Source organism: Neisseria perflava (assembly GCF_019334725.1).
GTDB classification, from domain to species: Bacteria; Pseudomonadota; Gammaproteobacteria; order Burkholderiales; family Neisseriaceae; genus Neisseria; species Neisseria subflava_A.
Genome location: NZ_CP079818.1, coordinates 1,313,996 through 1,333,067, shown reverse-complemented (window position 1 = coordinate 1,333,067; position 19,072 = coordinate 1,313,996). Strand labels below are relative to the sequence as shown.

Here is a 19,072-nt window from a genome sequence, read left to right as displayed (position 1 = left end):
CTATTTGCGTGCTGCGCATCGGGTTTGTCCATTCTTATCCAAAGAGTGGTTTACCGTGTCAAACACCAAGCGGATATTAAACTTGGCATTCTCAAGTTGAAGCGTTTTAGGCTGTCCTGAACTATTTAAAGTACGCGATATTGTCCAGTCAAACTGCTCCAGACGGCCATCAGGCAGGATTTTGTATGGCGCATTGGCAACGCGTTTACCATCAGCCCAAATATGCAGATATTGGACCGGCAAAGCAAAGCCTAAAAGCTGTCTGCTCAATTCCTCAGCCGTTTCCGCCTGATAGACCTTACCCTTACTGTCTACTGCCAATACACCTTCACTGTCTTGACACAGCTGACCTACGGTATTGCCCAATGGTGTATTGACATCAATGGTTTGAACCGCATTCTGATAAGTCCAGTCGAAATTAGCATATGAGCCTTTGCCTTCCACTTTAACAGCCAATCGACCATCTGCGCTAAAATCCTGCACCTGCTCTGCTGCTTGCCAACTGTTTTGCTGAGGTAAATTTGGCTGCGCACAGGCAGCCAAAAGCAATAAGGCTGCAACCGATGATAATCGTTTCAAATTCATGGATATTCCTTCATAGGCCGTCTGAAATCAAACGCTTTTCAGACGGCCTTTTGGTTTTATTTGTGTTTTTGAGTATGCGGTTTACTGGACGTTATACCGAATTTGGACATTGTCTCTTTTAATACTCGGAGATTGCTTCCGCGCTTCAAACCATCATTCCAGATTTCTTTGGCCTTATCTTGGTCTCCAAGCGTCCATAGGACTTCGCCCAAATGCGCGGCGACTTCGGCTTCAGGTTCTTTTTCGTAGGCATATTGGATATATGGAAGCGCCATTTGCGCATCACCTTTAAGATAATACGCCCAGCCTACACTATCATTAATTGCTGCGCTTTCCGGCTCCATTTGATAGGCCGTCTGAACCATTTTAAAAGCTTCCTCCAAATCCTTGCCACTTGACAGTAAGGTATAGCCCAAAGCATTCCAACCGTGCGGATTATCCGGATACAGCTCTACCACACGGCGCAAATCGGCAATCGCCTTGCCTGGCTGATTCAGCTTCTCATACACCATCGAACGCTGATACAGCACATTGGCAAGCAACTCTGGAGAAGCTTGGGTTTTCAAGGATTTTTCGGTGGAGTTTACCAAGCTGTTCAAAGCGTTCAACGATTCTTGAAGATTGGTATTTTTAGACAATACAAACAAAGCCGTATTCAGCAAATCCCTGGCTTCAAAATAACGTCCTCTTTGCTCGGGTATTTTTTGTGCGCGTTGCACCAAAGCCCAAGCCTCTTTATGGTTGCCCTGCTTGGCCTCGATGGAAGCGGCCAAAATGGTTTTATCAAACGTATAAGCCGTAGCCGTGACCTTGGCCAGCCATTGTTTGGCTTTGGCAAAATCCTCGGCATCATTGTAAGACACCGCGCCAATCAATGCCGCACGGCTGCGCTGCTCCTCCGTACCGGCTTTATAAGCCTTTTCCAGATAGCTGTTTACTGCAGAAATATTTTCCGTCTTGCTGGCTGACAATAAGGCAGCCTGAATATACAAATCAGGGTTGGGATTTTCTTCCAACAAAGTCTGCAAACGCTTGAATGCCTTATCATTTTGACCATGAGCGATCAAATTGGCGATGTCCAATTCCTGCCAAATCGGAGATAAGGTTTTGGTGTCTGTCTCTTTGAAGAAACCGTCCAGAATATCAGGATGCCGTTGCGCCATCAGCCGCAGGGTGACGAAAGTCGGCGGCAGGATTTCGTTGTCCAACTTGGCCAATCGCTGCAATGCCGCAATGGCGTGTTTCTTTTGACCGTCTTTTGCACTAAAAATTGCATCCGCAATCGCCGCTTCTGGAAAGTCTTTATAAATCAGTGCCGTTTTATGTACCTGTTTGACTGCATCGCTGGTCAGATTCGGCTGTTGGGCTGCGGTTTGTGCCAAAAGCAGGAACACGCGCTTTTGCTCGTCTTCACTACCGCCGGCAATCACCTTATCCAATCCGCTCAAATTCTTATCGGCTTTGCCCAGCAGCAAATTGCGCAACCAAGTCATACGCTTTTGTGTTTCACCAGGCTCCGGCTCAATTTCGCGCCATTTTTGGTAAATAGCTTCAGCCTGTTCAAATGCGTTTAAAGAAACCGCCATCTCCAAAGCGCGTTCGGCCACTTCGGGAGATTTGGTGCGATGCAACGTCAAAATATAAGTAAACAAAGCAGAAGCCGCATCACCCTTTTGCAGGGCCAGTTCTGAATTTAACAAAGTGAAAACCTGCGAGGTGCGGTTTTGTATACCCAACAGACGTATCCGCTCCTGCTCTCGTTCTTCGGGAGAAAAATGGTCGGCACGGCTTTTCTTTTTAATAATCTTAGCCGATTCAAAAACTGCATTTGAATCGCCGGGCGCGGCAAAAGTCTGTGTAGCAAACAACATCATGACAGCCGCGGCTACTACTCGAATACGGGATGGGGAAAACAACATAACTATCCTTTTTGAGAACCTGCCGACATTTTCAGACGGCCTAAGCACTTGCAAAACAGACGCAAAGCTTTATTTATCATTCAGGCATAACTGTAACACACGCACCCTATTTTGTTGACACGGTAACCGTAAACCTTGTGTAATCCTCATCTGCATAAAACGATCAGCGCCAAAAATGAATACCGACCACCTTATCCATTTCCTAACTCAAGCTTCACACTTCAGCAGCCGTATGCAAGCAGAGCGCAATCAATTAGTTACCCCAAAAACGGTCAAAAAAGCAGCCGTTTTGGTCGGCATTGTCTTGCATGAAGGAGCGTGGCAAATTTTACTGACCAAAAGGGCCGAGACCTTAAGGCAGCACACCGGACAAATCGCCTTTGCCGGCGGCCGCAAAGATGCCCAAGATGACAGTCTAACGGCAACGGCGTTAAGAGAAGCTTATGAAGAAACCGCCATTCCGATTGCCGCATGGCAGACTTTTGCGCCGCTACCCTTTTATGACACGCCTTCCGGCTACCGTGTTACGCCTGTTCCGGCAATTTGCACCCAGCCCATCAACCCAAAAGCAAATCCCGATGAAGTAGCAGAAATTTTTTATCTGCCTTTGGACTTCGCCTTAAACCTGCAAAACTACACATTCCGCCAGCTTCATCACAACAATCAAACCCTCGCCCTCCCCGCCCTACCTTTTCGGCACTACGACATCTGGGGGCTGACAGCAATCATCCTATATGGACTGGCAGAACGTTATCAGCAATATTGCCAAGCTTTTAAATAAGGCAAGGCCGTCTGAAAACCAATATTCAGACGGCCTTGTTTGATCAATACTCTTTACGCCGCTTCTTCATAGCATTCGACAAATTCTCCAAACCATTTCATCTCATCGCGCAGGGCAACCACTTCACCAATCACCATTAAAGCCGGACGCTCTGCTTCGGCAGCCAGCAAGCCCAAATCTTTCAGACGGCCTGTCCGCACGGTTTGATTAGGTAAAGTGCCATTAGAAATCACGGCAACGGGCGTAGAAGGCTGCCTGCCATAAGCCATTAGTTTTTCCGCAATCTCAGCCGCTTTAAGCGTGCCCATATAGATTACCAGCGTTTGACGGCTTAAAGCCAAAGTCTGCCAATCAGGCTGATTGCCCTCGTGTTTGCTGTGGCCAGTTACAAATAAAGCACTTTGGGCGCAATCGCGATGGGTTAACGGAATACCGGCATAAGCAGTAGCTCCAAGTGCAGCAGTAATACCCGGCACAATGCGGTAAGCGATTCCAGCTTGATGCAGGGTTTGCACTTCCTCCCCACCACGTCCGAACACAAAAGGATCGCCGCCTTTCAACCTTACCACACGCTCGCCTTTTTGAGCGTGTTCAACCAACAGACGATTGGTTTCTTCCTGCTGGACATGGTGCGCACCGGCGCGTTTGCCCACGCTGATTTTCACTGCATCTTTACGTACCATCGCCAAAATATCATCCGATACCAAAGCATCGTAAAACACCGTATCCGCAGCCTGTATCGCCTGCAAAGCATGTATAGTCAGCAAGCCCGGATCACCCGGCCCTGCGCCCACCAAAACCACTTCGCCGCCAAACGGCGTTTCCCGATTCAACTGCGTGATCAATTCACGTTCTGCCGCTTCGATATTGTTTTGAGCCGCAAAAATACTAAAACGGCTGTCGAACAACTTTTCCCAAAAATAACGGCGGCGTTCGACATGATGAATCGTCTGTTTCACCTTCTCACGCCATTTACCGGCAATACGCGCCATCGTGCCCGTATGCAACGGAATCAATGTTTCAATAATCTGCCGCCATTTACGCGCCAATACAGGCGCAGTACCGCCGCTGGATATGGCTATCTTCAATGGCCCCCTATCCACCACGGCAGGCACGATAAACGAACACAAATCTGCCGTATCCACCGTATTGCTCAATTTTGCCCGTCGTTCCGCCGCTTCAAAAACACGGCGGTTAAACCCATCATCATCCGTCGCCGCAATAACGAAATACACCTCGTCCAGCATAGCTTCTTCAAACAAGCCGCCCAGCCAAACTATTTTCCCTTCAGTCACCCATTGCTGAAACTGCGGATTCAGAGTTTCCGCAACAACGCGTACGCGCGCTCCGGCAGACAACAGGCTTTCCGCCTTGCGTTCGGCAACCTTACCCGCACCTGCCAGTAAAACTGGGCGGTCTCTCAAATCGGCAAACAAAGGATAATGTCTCATGGTCGTGCTCTTGCTTTATCAATGATTGTCCGCCGATATTAAAGGCCGTCTGAAAAAATAGGAAAGAATGGTTTCTGATTTTCTTATGGTGTTTGGTTATATGCCTGCCACAACAAAATAAGTTATAGTGGCAAACATAAAACTGAAGCAGAAAATTTCAAAATAAACGATTAGAAAATCGTGTACTGATATAAAAATTCATTTTTTCACAAATAAATTGCACCCTCTTCATTTTTCAGACGGCCTTTGCCTGCGTATAATATCGGTCTAATTTACAACTCAAATGAGCTTAGTCCAGCCATGACCGAATCCATCCGCCTGCCCGCTTCTACACTCAAGCCTTCGACCGTTGCCCTGCCCGGTTCCAAAAGCATCAGCAACCGCACGCTACTCTTGGCGGCACTCTCCGACAACGTTTGCGAAATCCATTCTTTGCTCAAATCCGACGATACCGACCGAATGCTTGAAGCACTCGATAAACTCGGTGTTCAAATTGAATCTTTACCTGAAGGCCGTCTGAAAGTTCATGGCACCGGCGGCCGCTTTCCCAACCAAACCGCCGATTTGTTTTTAGGCAACGCCGGTACGGCATTCCGTCCTTTGACTGCCGCGCTTGCCGTTTTGGGTGGCGACTATCATCTGCATGGCGTACCGCGTATGCACGAACGCCCCATCGGCGATTTGGTGGATGCGCTGCGGATTGCAGGCGCGGACGTACAATATCTGGGCAATGAAAACTATCCGCCTCTTCAGATCGGCAAACGCCAAGACAACGGCGAGCGCGTTATTCCGATTAAAGGCAATGTTTCCAGCCAATTCCTGACCGCCCTGCTGATGGCTTTGCCCTTGACCGGACAAGCATTTGAAATCCACATGGTAGGCGAATTGATTTCCAAACCTTATATCGACATCACGCTCAAGCTGATGGCGCAGTTCGGTGTGGACATCATCAATGAAGACTACCGTGTATTTAAAATCCCGGCTGGTGCCAAATATCATGCGCCCGAGCATTTATATGTAGAAGGCGATGCCTCCAGCGCGTCTTATTTCTTGGGCGCAGGCCTGATTGCGGGTACACCCATCCGCGTAACCGGCATCGGCGCACACAGCATCCAAGGCGACGTTGCCTTTGCGCGTGAATTGGAGAAAATCGGCGCAGATGTCATTTGGGGCGAAAATTTTGTAGAAATTTCCCGTCCTGCCGAGCGCAAGATTCAGGCTTTTGATTTGGATGCCAACCATATTCCAGACGCGGCCATGACTCTGGCCATTGTTGCGCTGGCCACTAAGCAACCCTGCACCCTGCGCAATATCGGCTCATGGCGCGTCAAAGAAACCGACCGCATCGCCGCTATGGCAACCGAACTGCGCAAACTGGGTGCAGAAGTCGTTGAAGAAGCCGAAGCCATCCATATTACGCCGCCCGAAACACTTACCCCCAATGCCGTCATTGATACTTACGACGACCACCGCATGGCCATGTGTTTCTCGCTGGCTTCGCTTTTGGGCGTCCCCGTCATCATCAACGACCCGAAATGTACGCATAAAACTTTCCCCGAGTATTTCCAAGTTTTTGCATCATTAACCAACTGATTGATTATTCAAAGTTTCAGACGGCCTGTTGCATACAAAAAACACAGGCCGTCTGAAAAATAAAAATAAAACTATACTTTTTCTTAATTTATGCGATAATAGCTAAATAAATTCTTAGCGATTCATATTTCCTTTCGGAGAGAAAACATGTCAGACGAAAAAAGCAAAGCCTTAGCCGCCGCCCTTGCCCAAATCGAAAAAAACTTTGGCAAAGGCTCCATCATGAAAATGGACGGCAGCCAACAGGAAGAAAACCTTGATGTTATTTCCACCGGCTCCCTCGGCGTGGACTTGGCACTCGGCGTTGGCGGTCTGCCCCGCGGCCGCGTGGTTGAAATTTTCGGCCCGGAATCCTCCGGTAAAACCACACTCTGTCTCGAAGCCATTGCCCAATGCCAAAAAAATGGCGGCATCTGCGCATTCATCGATGCCGAGCATGCTTTTGACCCGATTTACGCCCGCAAACTCGGTGTAAAAGTCGAAGAACTCTATCTCTCCCAACCGGATACCGGCGAACAGGCATTGGAAATCTGCGATACATTGGTACGCTCAGGCGGTATCGATATGGTTGTTGTCGACTCCGTAGCCGCACTTGTACCTAAAGCCGAGATCGAAGGCGAAATGGGTGACAGCCACGTCGGCCTGCAAGCTCGCCTGATGAGCCAAGCCCTCCGCAAACTGACCGGCCACATCAAACGCACCAATACATTGGTTGTTTTCATTAACCAAATCCGTATGAAAATCGGCGTGATGTTCGGCAGCCCTGAAACCACGACCGGCGGTAACGCACTCAAATTCTACGCCTCCGTCCGCCTCGACATCCGCCGTACCGGTCAGATTAAAAAAGGCGATGACGTCATTGGTAACGAAACCAAAGTCAAAGTCATCAAAAACAAAGTTGCACCTCCATTCCGTCAAGCCGAATTCGATATTCTTTACGGTGAAGGCATCAGCTGGGAAGGTGAATTGATCGACTTGGGCGTCAAACATGACATCGTTGAAAAATCTGGTGCATGGTACAGCTACAACGGCGCAAAAATCGGCCAAGGTAAAGACAATGTACGCGTTTGGCTGAAAGAAAACCCTGATATCGCCAACGAAATCGATGCCAAAATCCGTGCGGCAGTCGGTATCAATGTCGATATTACCGAAGGCAAATTGGACGATACCGACGGCGAACGTCCTGAGGAATAAGTCTGTTTGAAATTAAAGGTTAAAGACCAAATAAAGGCCGTCTGAAATCCGACCATTAATCGGATTTCAGACGGCCTTTTATTCAATACTGCTTAAAGCCCCAATGCCTGAGCATGAAACTCAATATGCGAATCGATAAAGCTGGCAATAAAGAAATAGTCATGCCCATAGCCCGGGCGTACTTTATATTGGATATTGAAACCTTTTTCGCGTGCTGAGCGGACAAACCCTTCCGGTTGCAGGACTTCAGGATACAAAGCATCTTCACTGCCGACATCAATCAAAACAGGCAATTTATGCGAGGTCGTCTGAAGCAGCTCTGTACTGTCATAGCGTTTCCACGTTTCCACGTTTTGGCCCAAATAAGCTGACAACGCCTGCCTGCCGCCTTCCGTATCGATAGGATGACATAAAGGCGCAAAGGCTGAAACCGCAGCATATCGGCCTGGATGATTCAAAGCCAAATGCAGCGCGCCATGCCCGCCCATGTTGAAACCTGCAATGCTGCGCTCTTTCGTTACCGGAAAATGATGCTCGATTAAATCAGACAATTCTTGGCTGATATAGCTTTCCATTTGGTAATGCTGCGCCCAAGGCACTTCAGTTGCATTGACATAAAATCCGGCACCCTGTCCAAGATAATGTTCCTCACTGTCGGCAACATGCTGACCGCGTGGCGAGGTATCCGGAAAAGCCACAATAATATTCCACTGTGCCGCAAAACGTTGGATTCCACTTTGCCGAACCAATTCAGAACCATCGCTATTTAAACCGGAAAGAAAATATAAAACAGGCGCGGGATAGCCTTTTAAGACTTGTGGCGGCAGATAGACATCAAATACCATATCCGTCCGGCAGGTTTGAGAAAAATGGCGGTACCGTTCCTGATACCCGTTAAACATCTTTCTGCGTTCCAGCAAATGCAATTCTGAATTTTTCATTTTACCTCTTGTAAGGAAACAGCAATAAGCAGAATGTTAGCGCAAAACCTGCCCATCGTGTTGTTGCCCCATCTTTTTAAGGCAATCAAATCTGCTTTAAACAAGGTTGCCAATCATGCAAAATCATTACGCTGGCGGCATTTAAAATCTATACACAATCTCTGTGGATAAATCTGTTGATAAGCTTTGGGTAATCGTAAAATTTTCTTTAGGAACAAACCAAGTCTTAAATTGACTAAAATTTAATCAAATAAAACATAATAAAATCAAATAGTTATATTTATAAGATTTTACTATAATCATACAGTGAAAATTTATAGGTAAAACAAGGTTATGCGGCTTTGTGCATAAATTAGGGTTGACATCCCTAAAAATCGCCCCGAATCAAAAGCTGCGTAAAACAACGGCCGATTTCATCAGATGCCATTCAAAAGACACGCGGTCATACATTTTGCGTTACAATACGCACTTATTTTTAAGAAAGAAAAATACGCCATGAAAGCCTCCCAGTTCTTCATTTCTACCCTTAAAGAAGCCCCTGCCGAAGCCGCACTTGCCAGCCACAAGCTGATGATTCGTGCCGGCTTGATCAAAGCCAACGCATCAGGTCTTTATACTTGGATGCCGATGGGTCTGCGCGTATTGCGCAAAGTTGAAAATATCGTGCGCGAAGAAATGGCCCGCGCAGGTAGCGTGGAGCTGCTGATGCCGGTGGTACAACCTGCCGAACTGTGGCAGGAATCCGGCCGCTGGGAGTTTTACGGTAAAGAACTGCTGCGCCTGAAAGACCGTCATGACCGTGATTTCTGTATGGGTCCGACTTGTGAAGAAGTGATTGCCGACATCGTGCGCAAAGAAGTCAACAGCTACAAACAATTGCCGAAAAACTTTTATCACATCCAAACCAAATTCCGCGATGAAGTGCGTCCGCGCTTTGGTGTGATGCGTGCACGCGAGTTTGTCATGAAAGACGCTTATTCCTTCCATGCCGACTATGCCTCGCTTCAGACGACCTATCAAGATATGTACGACGCTTACTGCCGTATCTTCACCCGTTTGGGTTTGGAATTCCGTCCTGTTGCCGCGGATACCGGTAGCATCGGCGGTACCGGCTCTCACGAATTCCAAGTATTGGCTGAAAGCGGCGAAGACGTTATTGCATATAGCGACACTTCTGATTACGCCGCCAATATCGAGCTGGCGCCGACTTTGCCGCTTAAAGGCGAACGCGCTGCTGCTCAGGCCGAGTTGACCAAAGTACATACGCCAAACGTCAAAACCATTGAGTCTTTGGTTGAATTCCTCAATATTCCGGTTGAACAAACCCTCAAATCCATCGTGGTTGAAGGCGAAAACGAAGGCGAACTCGTCCTGCTGCTGTTGCGTGGCGACCATGAATTTAACGACATCAAGGCAGAAAAACTGGCCGGCGTAAAATCGCCACTGACCATGGCGAGCCCTGCCGTGATTATTGAACAATTCGGCGCAAACGGCGGCTCTCTCGGCCCTGTCAACTTCAAAGGTAAAGTCTATGCCGATTTCGCTACTGAAAAAGGCGCAGACTGGGTTATCGGCGCGAACGAAGACGACTACCACTATACCGGCTTCAACTTCGGCCGAGATGCTGACGAGCCTGAATTTGTCGATTTGCGCAATGTCATCGAAGGCGATATCAGCCCTGACGAACAAGGCCGTCTAAAACTGGCGCGTGGTATTGAAGTCGGCCACGTTTTCCAATTACGCGATAAATATACCCAAGCCATGAATGTCAGCTTCTTGGACAATAACGGTAAATCCCAAATCATGGAAATGGGCTGCTACGGTATCGGTATTACCCGCGTTGTTGCTGCCGCCATCGAACAAAACAACGACGAAAAAGGCATTGTTTGGACCAAAGCAATGGCGCCGTTTGAAGTCGTTATCGTGCCGATGAACTACAAAAAATCTGAAGCCGTACGCGAAACCGCCGACAAAATCTATGCCGAGCTTTTGGCTGCCGGTGCGGATGTATTGTTGGATGACCGCGACGAACGTGCAGGCGTTTTGCTGAATGACTCCGAGCTGCTGGGCATCCCTCACCGCATCGTCATCGGCGATCGCGCCTTAAAAGAAGGCAATGTCGAATATGCCGAGCGCCGTGACAATCAGGCTCAAGCCGTTGCAGTATCAGAAGTTGTCGCCAAGGTTTTGGCCGCATTGAACGCTTAAGTTTTTTCAATGATAAAAAGGCCGTCTGAAACTGATTATTTCGTTTCAGACGGCCTTTTTCTGTTTTAATAAATAATATTTTTTCCGTAACTCTCTAATATTTCTTTGATTTTTAAAATAGTTTCTTTAGGCGGCGGATGTACGCCTTTTAATTTGTATTCGTCGCCGCACAAAGCCCATTTGTGTGCGCCCAATTCGTGATACGGTAAAAGCTCGACCATTTCGACATTATCCATATCACCGATAAACTCGCCCAATAAATGCGCTGACCGCTCATCATCGGTATAACCGGGAACAACCACATAACGTACCCGTGTCGGCTGATTGCGTTCGGCAAGATAGCGCGCAAATTTCAGCGTTTTGGTATTGGGAATACCGACGAGTACTTTATGAATTTCAGGATCGATTTGTTTCAAGTCAAGCATGACCAAATTGGTATGATCGAGCAAATCATCCAAAATTGAATCATAGTGCAAAGCATAGCCATTGCTGTCGAGACAGGTATGAATATCGTGTTCCCGACAGGCCGTAAACCAGTCGCGTACAAACTCATATTGCAATAATGGCTCGCCGCCGGTTGCCGTTACGCCTCCGCCTGTCGCACGCAGATAATGGCGATAGGTCATAACCTGCTTCATCACGGTTGCCACATCCAATTTCTGTGCCTGCTCGGTATGCAAATCCCAAGTATCTCGATTATGACAATAAAGGCAACGCATCAGACAACCTTGCAAAAAGAGCACGTAGCGCAAACCCGGACCATCGACAGCGCCGCAAGATTCAATCGAATGAATAATGCCTTTGCCGTTATAGTGGCGGTGGCCAAGGTTTTTCAGTTCCGGCTCGGGAGTGATCGCAAAAGTCGTGGACATAATGTTCGGCTCAAAAATAATTTTGCTGATGTGAATTGTACGATAATAAAGGCCGTCTGAACATTTCAGACGGCCTTGGAGCTTTGTTTCAAAACAAACCAAATGCAAATTTAGCTTCTAGTTTGTTTCGTCACCCGGATTACATGGTTTCTGTGAACGTACGGGTAATCACGTCAAGCTGTTGTTCGCGGGTCAGCGAGTTGAAGCGAACCGCATAACCGGACACGCGAATGGTCAACTGCGGATATTTCTCCGGATGATGCATCGCATCTTCCAAAGTCTCACGGTTCAATACGTTGACGTTCAAGTGTTGGCCGCCTTCCACTTCTCCTTCTTCATGATGGAAATAACCGTCCATCAGACCGGCAAGGTTGCGTTCGCGGGAATGCTCGTCTTTACCCAACGCGCCAGGAATAATGGAGAAGGTATAGGAAATACCGTCTTTGGCAAACTCAAATGGCAGTTTGGCTACGGAAGTCAATGAAGCGACTGCACCGTTGACGTCACGGCCGTGCATTGGGTTTGCACCCGGACCAAACGGAGCGCCTGCACGGCGGCCGTCTGGAGTATTACCGGTTTTCTTACCGTAAACAACGTTGGAAGTAATGGTCAGTACGGACTGAGTCGGAGTGGCGTTGCGGTAAGTTTTGTGGGTTGCCACTTTTTTCATGAAGCGTTCAACCAAGTCGCAGGCAATCTCGTCAACGCGGTCGTCGTTGTTACCAAATTGTGGGTATTCGCCTTCGATTTCAAAGTCAACGGCAATGCCGTTTTCGTCGCGAATCGGTTTCACTTTGGCGTATTTAATGGCAGACAGAGAGTCGGCAGCCACAGACAGACCGGCAATACCGCAAGCCATCGTACGGATCACATCACGGTCATGCAATGCCATCAATGCAGCTTCGTAGCTGTATTTGTCATGCATGTAGTGAATGATGTTCAAGGCAGTAACGTATTGGGTTGCCAGCCAATCCATGAATTTGTCCATGCGCGCAAAGACAGTGTCGTAGTCCAAGACTTCGTCCATAATCGGTTCGGTTTTCGGACCAACTTGTTCTTTAGATTTTTCATCCACACCGCCGTTGATTGCGTACAGCAGGGTTTTTGCCAAGTTGGCACGGGCGCCGAAGAACTGCATTTGTTTGCCGACAATCATCGGGCTCACGCAGCAGGCAATAGCGTAGTCATCGCTATTGAAGTCAGGACGCATCAAGTCGTCGTTCTCGTATTGGATAGACGAAGTGTCGATGGATACTTTGGCGCAGTACTCTTTAAAGCCTTGTGGCAGTTGTTCAGACCACAATACGGTGATGTTCGGCTCAGGAGACGGACCCATGTTGTACAAGGTGTGCAACACGCGGAAGTTGGTGCGTGTTACCAAGGTACGGCCGTCCAAGCCCATACCACCGATGGATTCGGTTGCCCAAATCGGGTCGCCGGAGAAGAGTTGGTCGTATTCAGGCGTACGCAGGAAACGGACCATACGCAGTTTCATCACTAAGTGGTCGATAAATTCTTGCGCTTGGGTTTCGGTAATCACACCGTTTTTCAGGTCGCGTTCAATGTAAATATCCAAGAATGAAGATACACGGCCGAAGGACATCGCTGCGCCGTTTTGAGATTTAACGGCAGCAAGGTAGGCAAAGTAAGTCCATTGGATGGCTTCTTGTGCATTTTTTGCAGGGCCGGAAATGTCGTAGCCGTAAGAAGCCGCCATTTCTTTCATTTGACCCAAGGCTTTGTATTGTTCGTTGATTTCTTCGCGACGGCGGATGACCTCTTCCAAGTCCACACCGTTTTCCAAATCGGCTTGCAGTGAGTTGAACTGGTTAAGTTTGTCTTTCATCAAGAAGTCGATACCGTACAATGCCACGCGGCGGTAGTCGCCGATAATACGGCCGCGGCCATAGGCATCCGGCAGGCCGGTAATCACGCCTGATTTACGGCAGCGGCGGATGTCGGGCGTATAAACGTCAAACACGCCTTGGTTATGGGTTTTGCGGTATTTGGTGAAAATTTCGCTGACTTCAGGATTCAATTCAACGTTGTACACTTTGCACGCGTCTTGCACCATTTTCAAACCGCCAAACGGCATGATGGAGCGTTTCAAAGGCTCGTCTGTTTGCAGGCCGACGATGGTTTCCAAATCTTTGTCGATATAGCCTGGAGCGTGGCTGGTAATACCGGAGACGATTTGCGCGTCGATTTTATACGGCTCGTGTGTACGGTTTTCAACCTTGATACCTTCCATCACTTCCGCCCACAGTTTGGTTGTGGCTTCGGTTGCTGGTGCCAAGAAAGAGGCATCGCCTTCATATGGCGTGTAGTTTTTTTGAATAAAATCGCGGACATCTACGTTGGTTTCCCAGTTGCCACCGACAAAACCTTCCCAAGCGGCTGGACGTTGCTGAACATCATTTGACATATCAAGCTCCTAATTTTATTGAAAATATAGACTGTAAATTTTCTGAAAGGATAACATCAATACCCATTTATTTACAGGGGTTTTTATGAAATAAAATTACAGATTTGGTTTTTCTTGATTTACGTCAATGAGAATAATTGTTACTTGGCACTACATCTCACTTTCCAAACATTCGTACTTAAAAACAGCGTAAAATACAAAATTCAGCCCTGAAGACAGGTGTTCTTCAGGGCTGAATTTTTATTGCATTTTATATAAAAGGCCGTCTGAAAATTCAGACGGCCTTTTATTCACTTCTTCAATTAAGCAAACGGATGATGCAAAACAATGGTTTCTTCACGGTCAGGACCGGTTGAAACAATGGCCACAGGCGCACCGCACACTTCTTCAATACGTTTCAGATAAGCTTTAGCGTTTTCAGGCAGCTTGTCGTACTCTTTCACGCCGAAAGTCGACTCGCTCCAACCCGGCATGGTTTCATAAATCGGTTTGCAGGTTTCTACCGCATCGGAGCCGCAAGGCAGAATGTCGATTTTGCTGCCATCAGGCAATTCATAACCTACACAGATATTGATGTTTTCAATACCATCCATCACGTCCAGCTTGGTAATGCACATGCCGGAAATGCCGTTAACTTGAATAGAGCGTTTCAGAGCAGCCGCGTCAAACCAACCGCAACGACGCGCACGACCGGTTACAGAACCGAACTCATGGCCGCGCTCTGCCAAACCTGCGCCCACTTCATCAAACAATTCAGTCGGGAATGGACCGGAACCCACGCGGGTAGTATAGGCTTTAACGATACCCAAAACATAATCCAGCATTTGCGGACCTACGCCTGCACCGGCAGAAGCGGCACCAGCCAAGCAGTTGGAGGAAGTTACAAACGGATAAGTACCGTAGTCGATGTCCAGCAACGTACCTTGCGCGCCTTCAAACAACAGGCTTTCGCCTTTGCGGTTTTTCTCGTTCAAAACACAGGAAACATCGGTAATCATCGGCGTAATGCGCGGTGCAACTTTTTCAATGACCGCCATCACGTCTTCAACTTTTACCGGCTTGGCATTGTGCAGGTGTTGCAACTGAACATTGTAATAAGCCAAAACGGCTTCCAGTTTTTCAACCAGTTTTTCAGGGTGCAACAAGTCCACCACGCGAATCGCGCGACGAGCAACTTTATCTTCATAAGCCGGGCCGATGCCGCGACCGGTTGTACCAATTTTGCTTTTACCGCGGGAAGCTTCGCGAGCTTGGTCAAGCGCAATGTGGTAAGGCAGAATCAATGGGCAGGTCGGCGCAATTTTCAGACGGCCTTCGACGTTTTTCACACCGGCAGCATTCAATTCGTCGATTTCACCCAACAATGCTTCAGGAGAAACGACAACACCTGAGCCGATGAAGCAGTCCAAAGTCTCATGCAAAATGCCGCTTGGAATCAGGCGCAAAATGGTTTTTTTGCCACCGACGACCAAAGTATGGCCGGCATTGTGGCCGCCTTGGAAACGTACAACACCGCTGGCTTCTTCCGCCAGCCAGTCAACAATCTTACCTTTGCCTTCATCACCCCATTGGGCACCGATTACGACAACATTTTTAGCCATAGCCATCTAACCTTATTTCAGATACAAAATTTCAAAATAAAACTCAATCGTTCAAAGCGATTACTTTCCAAACGCCGTCTACCTGTTTCAGACGGCCTGTAACCTCTTCCGAACCGTTATAGCCGATACCGTAATCGATAACGACACATTGTCCTTGTTCGCGCAAAGCATCTACCGCTTCTTGAGCCGCAGGCATGTCTTTTACATCGACAGCCACCACGGACTCCCGTCCGATAGCAGGAAGGCGGCCGATGAAGCTGCGCAAATCAAAACTGAATCCGGCTGCAGGACGCGCGCGTCCGAAGTATCCGCCCAATCCGTCATAACGGCCGCCGCGTGCCACGGCATCATGACGGTTTGAACCATAAGCCGCGTAAAGCAAGCCGGTATGGTAATTGTCAACGCGCAGTTCCGACAAATCGATATGCACTTTTTGATTTGGGAACGCATCGCATACTGCCTGCAATTCATCCAAAGCCACACTGACTGCGGACAATTCGGGTAATTTCTCTCTAGCCACAGTCAGCACTTCACGACCGCCATACAATCGGGGCAACAATGAAAACGCTTTTGCCCACATGCCGTCAAGTTTCCACTCTTTGACCAACTGGCTGACAGCCTCGGCATCTTTGTCCTGCATCGATGACAGCAGGATTGCCGATTGCTGCTCATCCAAATGCGCGGCATTTGCTAAAGCACGGAATACGCCGATATGGCCTAATGAAAGCAAAACTTCGCCCATGTCGGCAATCTTCATGCTTTTCAGCATCAAATCAATCAATTCGATATCCGCTTCAATGCCTTCCAAGCCGTACATTTCCGCACCCGCCTGCAAAGGTTCGCGCATATTGAGCAATCCGTCAGGACGCGCATGAAGTACCGAACCGGCGTAGCATAAACGGTTGATACCTTGGTTGGCAGAAAGCAAGTGGGCATCGATACGCGCTACCTGCGGCGTAATATCCGCGCGGATACCGAGCTGACGGCCGCTAAGCTGATCGACGACCAAAATGGTTTTCAAAGACAAACCGGCATCGATATGCGTCAATAAGGAATGGCTGTATTCCATCAATGGCGGTTGCACCAATTCATAACCATGCACGCGAAACAAAGCCAACAGCTGCTCACGGGCGCTTTCCAGTTGTCGGGCATTGGTCGGTAACACGTCGGCAACGTGTTCAGGAAGCTGCCAAGACTTCATGAGAATCTACCTCTGTTTTTTTTTGTAAACATAAAGGGCTGCTTAAATTTAAAACCAAATCAGCCTGACGACTGAAATTTTCCTGAATGCGTCAACGGCAAATCCGATGCGGCTTCAACAAAACTGATTTTAAATTTAAACAGCCCCTGAGTAACGGCTTCGAACCGTCAAGTTATTAAAATCAGACTTTACCATATTAAAACGAATTTTGCACCCTGTTTACAGAGAACGTAAAAAAACATTAAAAACAAAGGCCGTCTGAAAACCAAATGCATAGCTGCATCATTTTCAGACGGCCTTATTCATGCCTAAACAACTCGACGCTTAGCGCCAGTAACGCCACCAAGGCATATCGTCAGATCGCCATTCGTGTTGCAAGAACGGGCTTTGCGGAAAGTTGGTTTCCAAAACGCGGCGCGTATCGGCTGCTAGTTGCGGCTTGTCCAGTTTTTTGTACGCCAATTCCATCATCGCCAAAGCTTCTTCGACATAACGGGTATTTTGGTAACGGCTGACGATTTTTTGCGCACGGTTGGCCGCTGCAACATAAGCACCGCGTTTCATGTAATAACGCGCCACAGACATTTCGTTACCGCCCAAAGCGTCCACCAGCTTGGCCATGCGTTCGGTTGCATCGGCAGCGTATTTACTGTTTGGGTAACGTTGCACCAGCTCGGCAAACGCCTGGTAAGCATCGCGGTTAGCTTTCGGGTCACGGTCGGACCAGTCTTGGGAAGCCAGCTTGTTCAAGAAAGACTGATCTTCGTTAAACAGGACCAAACCTTTCAAGTACAGCGCGTAGTCCATATTCGGATGTTGCGGATGATGGCGTTGGAAGCGCGCAATGGCAGCCAAGGCTTTTTCCGGCTCATCGTCTTTATAATAGGCATACGCCGTATCCAACTGGGACTGCTGTGCATAGCGGCCGTTTGGAAAACGGGATTCTAAAATTTCGTATAACTTGACAGCTCGCGTATAATTGTTGCTGTTCAATTCGTCTTGCGCTTCGGCATAAAGCTTTTCCACACTCCAATCTTGAGTAATTTGGGCGTCTTTATCGATTGTGCCTTTATTTGCGCAGGCACTCAGTGCCAAACCTAAAGAAACTACTAAAAGAATTTTTTTCATGCAGAATACTTCCTTTGATAACGAAGCCGATTATAGCGATGATTTAGACTTTCCGTCATCCCCCGAAACAGAAAGTTGTGTTAATTTGACCGTTCCGCTCGAAATGGCGGGCGGAAGGCTGGATGCCGTATTGGCCAAACTCATGCCCGACTACTCGCGCAGCCGCCTGAGTTCGTGGATTAAAGAGGGTGCAGTCATTGTAAACGATAAGCCCGCTCAACCCAAAGACAAAATGATAGGCGGTGAATTGATTGCCGTTACGGTACGTCCGAGCGAAGAAAACCTCGCGTTCACGCCCGAACCGATGGATTTGGACATCATTTATGAAGACGATACCGTCATCGTCATCAACAAACCGGCCGGATTGGTCGTCCACCCTGCCGCAGGCAACTGGAGCGGCACCCTGCTCAACGGCCTGTTGGCACACTGTCCCGAATTAAGCCAAGTACCGCGTGCGGGCATCGTACACCGTTTGGACAAAGAAACCAGCGGCCTGATGGTGGTCGCCAAGACCCTGCCGGCGCAAAACTCACTGGTTCAACAGCTTCAAGAGCGCACAGTCAAACGCATTTACCGCGCAATCGCCAACGGCATCGTTCCTTTTGACGGCAAAATCGAAACCCAAATCGGCCGCGATCCGCACAACCGCCTGAAAATGGCAGTCGTCAAATTCGGCGGCAAACCTGCCATCACCCACGTCAAAGTGTTGGAACGTTATCTGGCACACAGCTACATCGAATGCTCGCTCGAAACCGGCCGCACCCACCAAATCCGCGTCCATATGCGCGAAGCCAACCATCCGCTGGCCGCCGACCCTGTTTACGGCAACCTGCGCCACCCGTGCAGCGACGCGGTTAAAGAAGCCGTCAAAGCCCTCGGCGCGCGCCAAGCCCTGCATGCCTACCGCTTGAGCTTTGTCCATCCGAAAACCGGCGAAACTGTTTCCTTTGAAGCGCCTATGCCTGACGATATGTACCACCTGCTTTCCGTCCTGCGTTTGGAAGCCGGTTTGGATTCGTCTTTAAGTAATGAAGAAGAATGGCAGGAGAAATTCGGTACGAACGATGACGACGATTGGAATGAAGACGACTACGATGTCGAAGTCGTTTATGTAAGGGATTAAACCCATTTTTCAGACGGCCTAAAATATTATCTGAGGCCGTCTGAAATCAA

The 19,072-nt window shown here is 48.4% G+C and carries 14 protein-coding genes; 5 read left to right on the top strand and 9 right to left on the bottom strand.

The genetic code is table 11. From position 1 onward, the window contains the following. On the bottom strand, positions 1-585 hold the full coding sequence (gene lolB, locus LPB400_RS06400) for a lipoprotein insertase outer membrane protein LolB (protein WP_004519905.1): 585 nt from the start codon (positions 583-585) through the stop codon (positions 1-3). A 56-nt stretch (positions 586-641) separates the two neighbouring features. After that, positions 642-2,504, bottom strand: coding sequence for a tetratricopeptide repeat protein (locus LPB400_RS06395; protein WP_070461774.1), 1,863 nt, complete (start codon positions 2,502-2,504; stop codon positions 642-644). Between the two features lie 175 nt (positions 2,505-2,679). Here LPB400_RS06395 and LPB400_RS06390 point away from each other — a divergent pair, with 175 nt between their 5' ends. Next, positions 2,680-3,285: a CoA pyrophosphatase gene (locus LPB400_RS06390; RefSeq protein ID WP_070461773.1), complete on the top strand. Its 606-nt coding sequence runs from the start codon at positions 2,680-2,682 to the stop codon at positions 3,283-3,285. A gap of 53 nt (positions 3,286-3,338) precedes the next feature. On the opposite strand, the gene cysG is transcribed toward LPB400_RS06390, so the two are convergent. Then, the gene (cysG, locus tag LPB400_RS06385; RefSeq protein ID WP_070461772.1) at positions 3,339-4,736 is read right to left on the bottom strand and encodes a siroheme synthase CysG; all 1,398 of its coding nucleotides are present in this window, start codon (positions 4,734-4,736) and stop codon (positions 3,339-3,341) included. A gap of 300 nt (positions 4,737-5,036) precedes the next feature. On the opposite strand from cysG, the gene aroA reads away from it, so the two are divergent. Together aroA and recA are read left to right on the top strand one after the other, a co-directional pair. Continuing rightward, positions 5,037-6,329: a 3-phosphoshikimate 1-carboxyvinyltransferase gene (aroA, locus tag LPB400_RS06380; protein ID WP_070461771.1), complete on the top strand. Its 1,293-nt coding sequence runs from the start codon at positions 5,037-5,039 to the stop codon at positions 6,327-6,329. 147 nt (positions 6,330-6,476) lie between these two features. Beyond that, a complete protein-coding gene (gene recA, locus LPB400_RS06375) occupies positions 6,477-7,523 on the top strand; it encodes a recombinase RecA (protein WP_003680794.1) in 1,047 nt (348 codons plus the stop codon). Between the two features lie 92 nt (positions 7,524-7,615). Here the strand turns inward: recA and fghA are convergent, their stop codons facing one another. After that, on the bottom strand, positions 7,616-8,464 hold the full coding sequence (gene fghA / locus LPB400_RS06370) for an S-formylglutathione hydrolase (protein WP_070461770.1): 849 nt from the start codon (positions 8,462-8,464) through the stop codon (positions 7,616-7,618). Positions 8,465-8,959: 495 nt separating this feature from the next. On the opposite strand from fghA, the gene LPB400_RS06365 reads away from it, so the two are divergent. Beyond that, a complete protein-coding gene (locus LPB400_RS06365) occupies positions 8,960-10,672 on the top strand; it encodes a proline--tRNA ligase (RefSeq protein ID WP_219088486.1) in 1,713 nt (570 codons plus the stop codon). A gap of 65 nt (positions 10,673-10,737) precedes the next feature. Here LPB400_RS06365 and pflA read toward each other — a convergent pair whose 3' ends face one another. The 5 genes from pflA to LPB400_RS06340 form a co-directional block, all read right to left on the bottom strand. Continuing rightward, entirely contained in the window at positions 10,738-11,544 is an 807-nt protein-coding gene (gene pflA, locus LPB400_RS06360) for a pyruvate formate lyase 1-activating protein (RefSeq protein WP_219088484.1), read from the bottom strand. A 139-nt stretch (positions 11,545-11,683) separates the two neighbouring features. Then, entirely contained in the window at positions 11,684-13,969 is a 2,286-nt protein-coding gene (pflB, locus tag LPB400_RS06355; RefSeq protein WP_219088482.1) for a formate C-acetyltransferase, read from the bottom strand. A gap of 302 nt (positions 13,970-14,271) precedes the next feature. Further along, positions 14,272-15,570, bottom strand: a complete 1,299-nt coding sequence (locus LPB400_RS06350) for an adenylosuccinate synthase (protein ID WP_199900365.1) — start codon at positions 15,568-15,570, stop codon at positions 14,272-14,274. A gap of 43 nt (positions 15,571-15,613) precedes the next feature. Continuing rightward, positions 15,614-16,771 carry an ATP phosphoribosyltransferase regulatory subunit gene (locus LPB400_RS06345; RefSeq protein ID WP_107769007.1) on the bottom strand — a complete coding sequence of 386 codons (1,158 nt, stop codon included), beginning with the start codon at positions 16,769-16,771 and terminating at the stop codon, positions 15,614-15,616. Positions 16,772-17,095: 324 nt separating this feature from the next. Continuing rightward, positions 17,096-17,899: an outer membrane protein assembly factor BamD gene (locus tag LPB400_RS06340; protein ID WP_004519923.1), complete on the bottom strand. Its 804-nt coding sequence runs from the start codon at positions 17,897-17,899 to the stop codon at positions 17,096-17,098. Here LPB400_RS06340 and rluD point away from each other — a divergent pair. Further along, on the top strand, positions 17,898-19,022 hold the full coding sequence (rluD, locus tag LPB400_RS06335) for a 23S rRNA pseudouridine(1911/1915/1917) synthase RluD (protein WP_107791854.1): 1,125 nt from the start codon (positions 17,898-17,900) through the stop codon (positions 19,020-19,022). The two genes, LPB400_RS06340 and rluD, sit on opposite strands and share 2 nt — an antisense overlap. Positions 19,023-19,072: the final 50 nt, after the last annotated feature.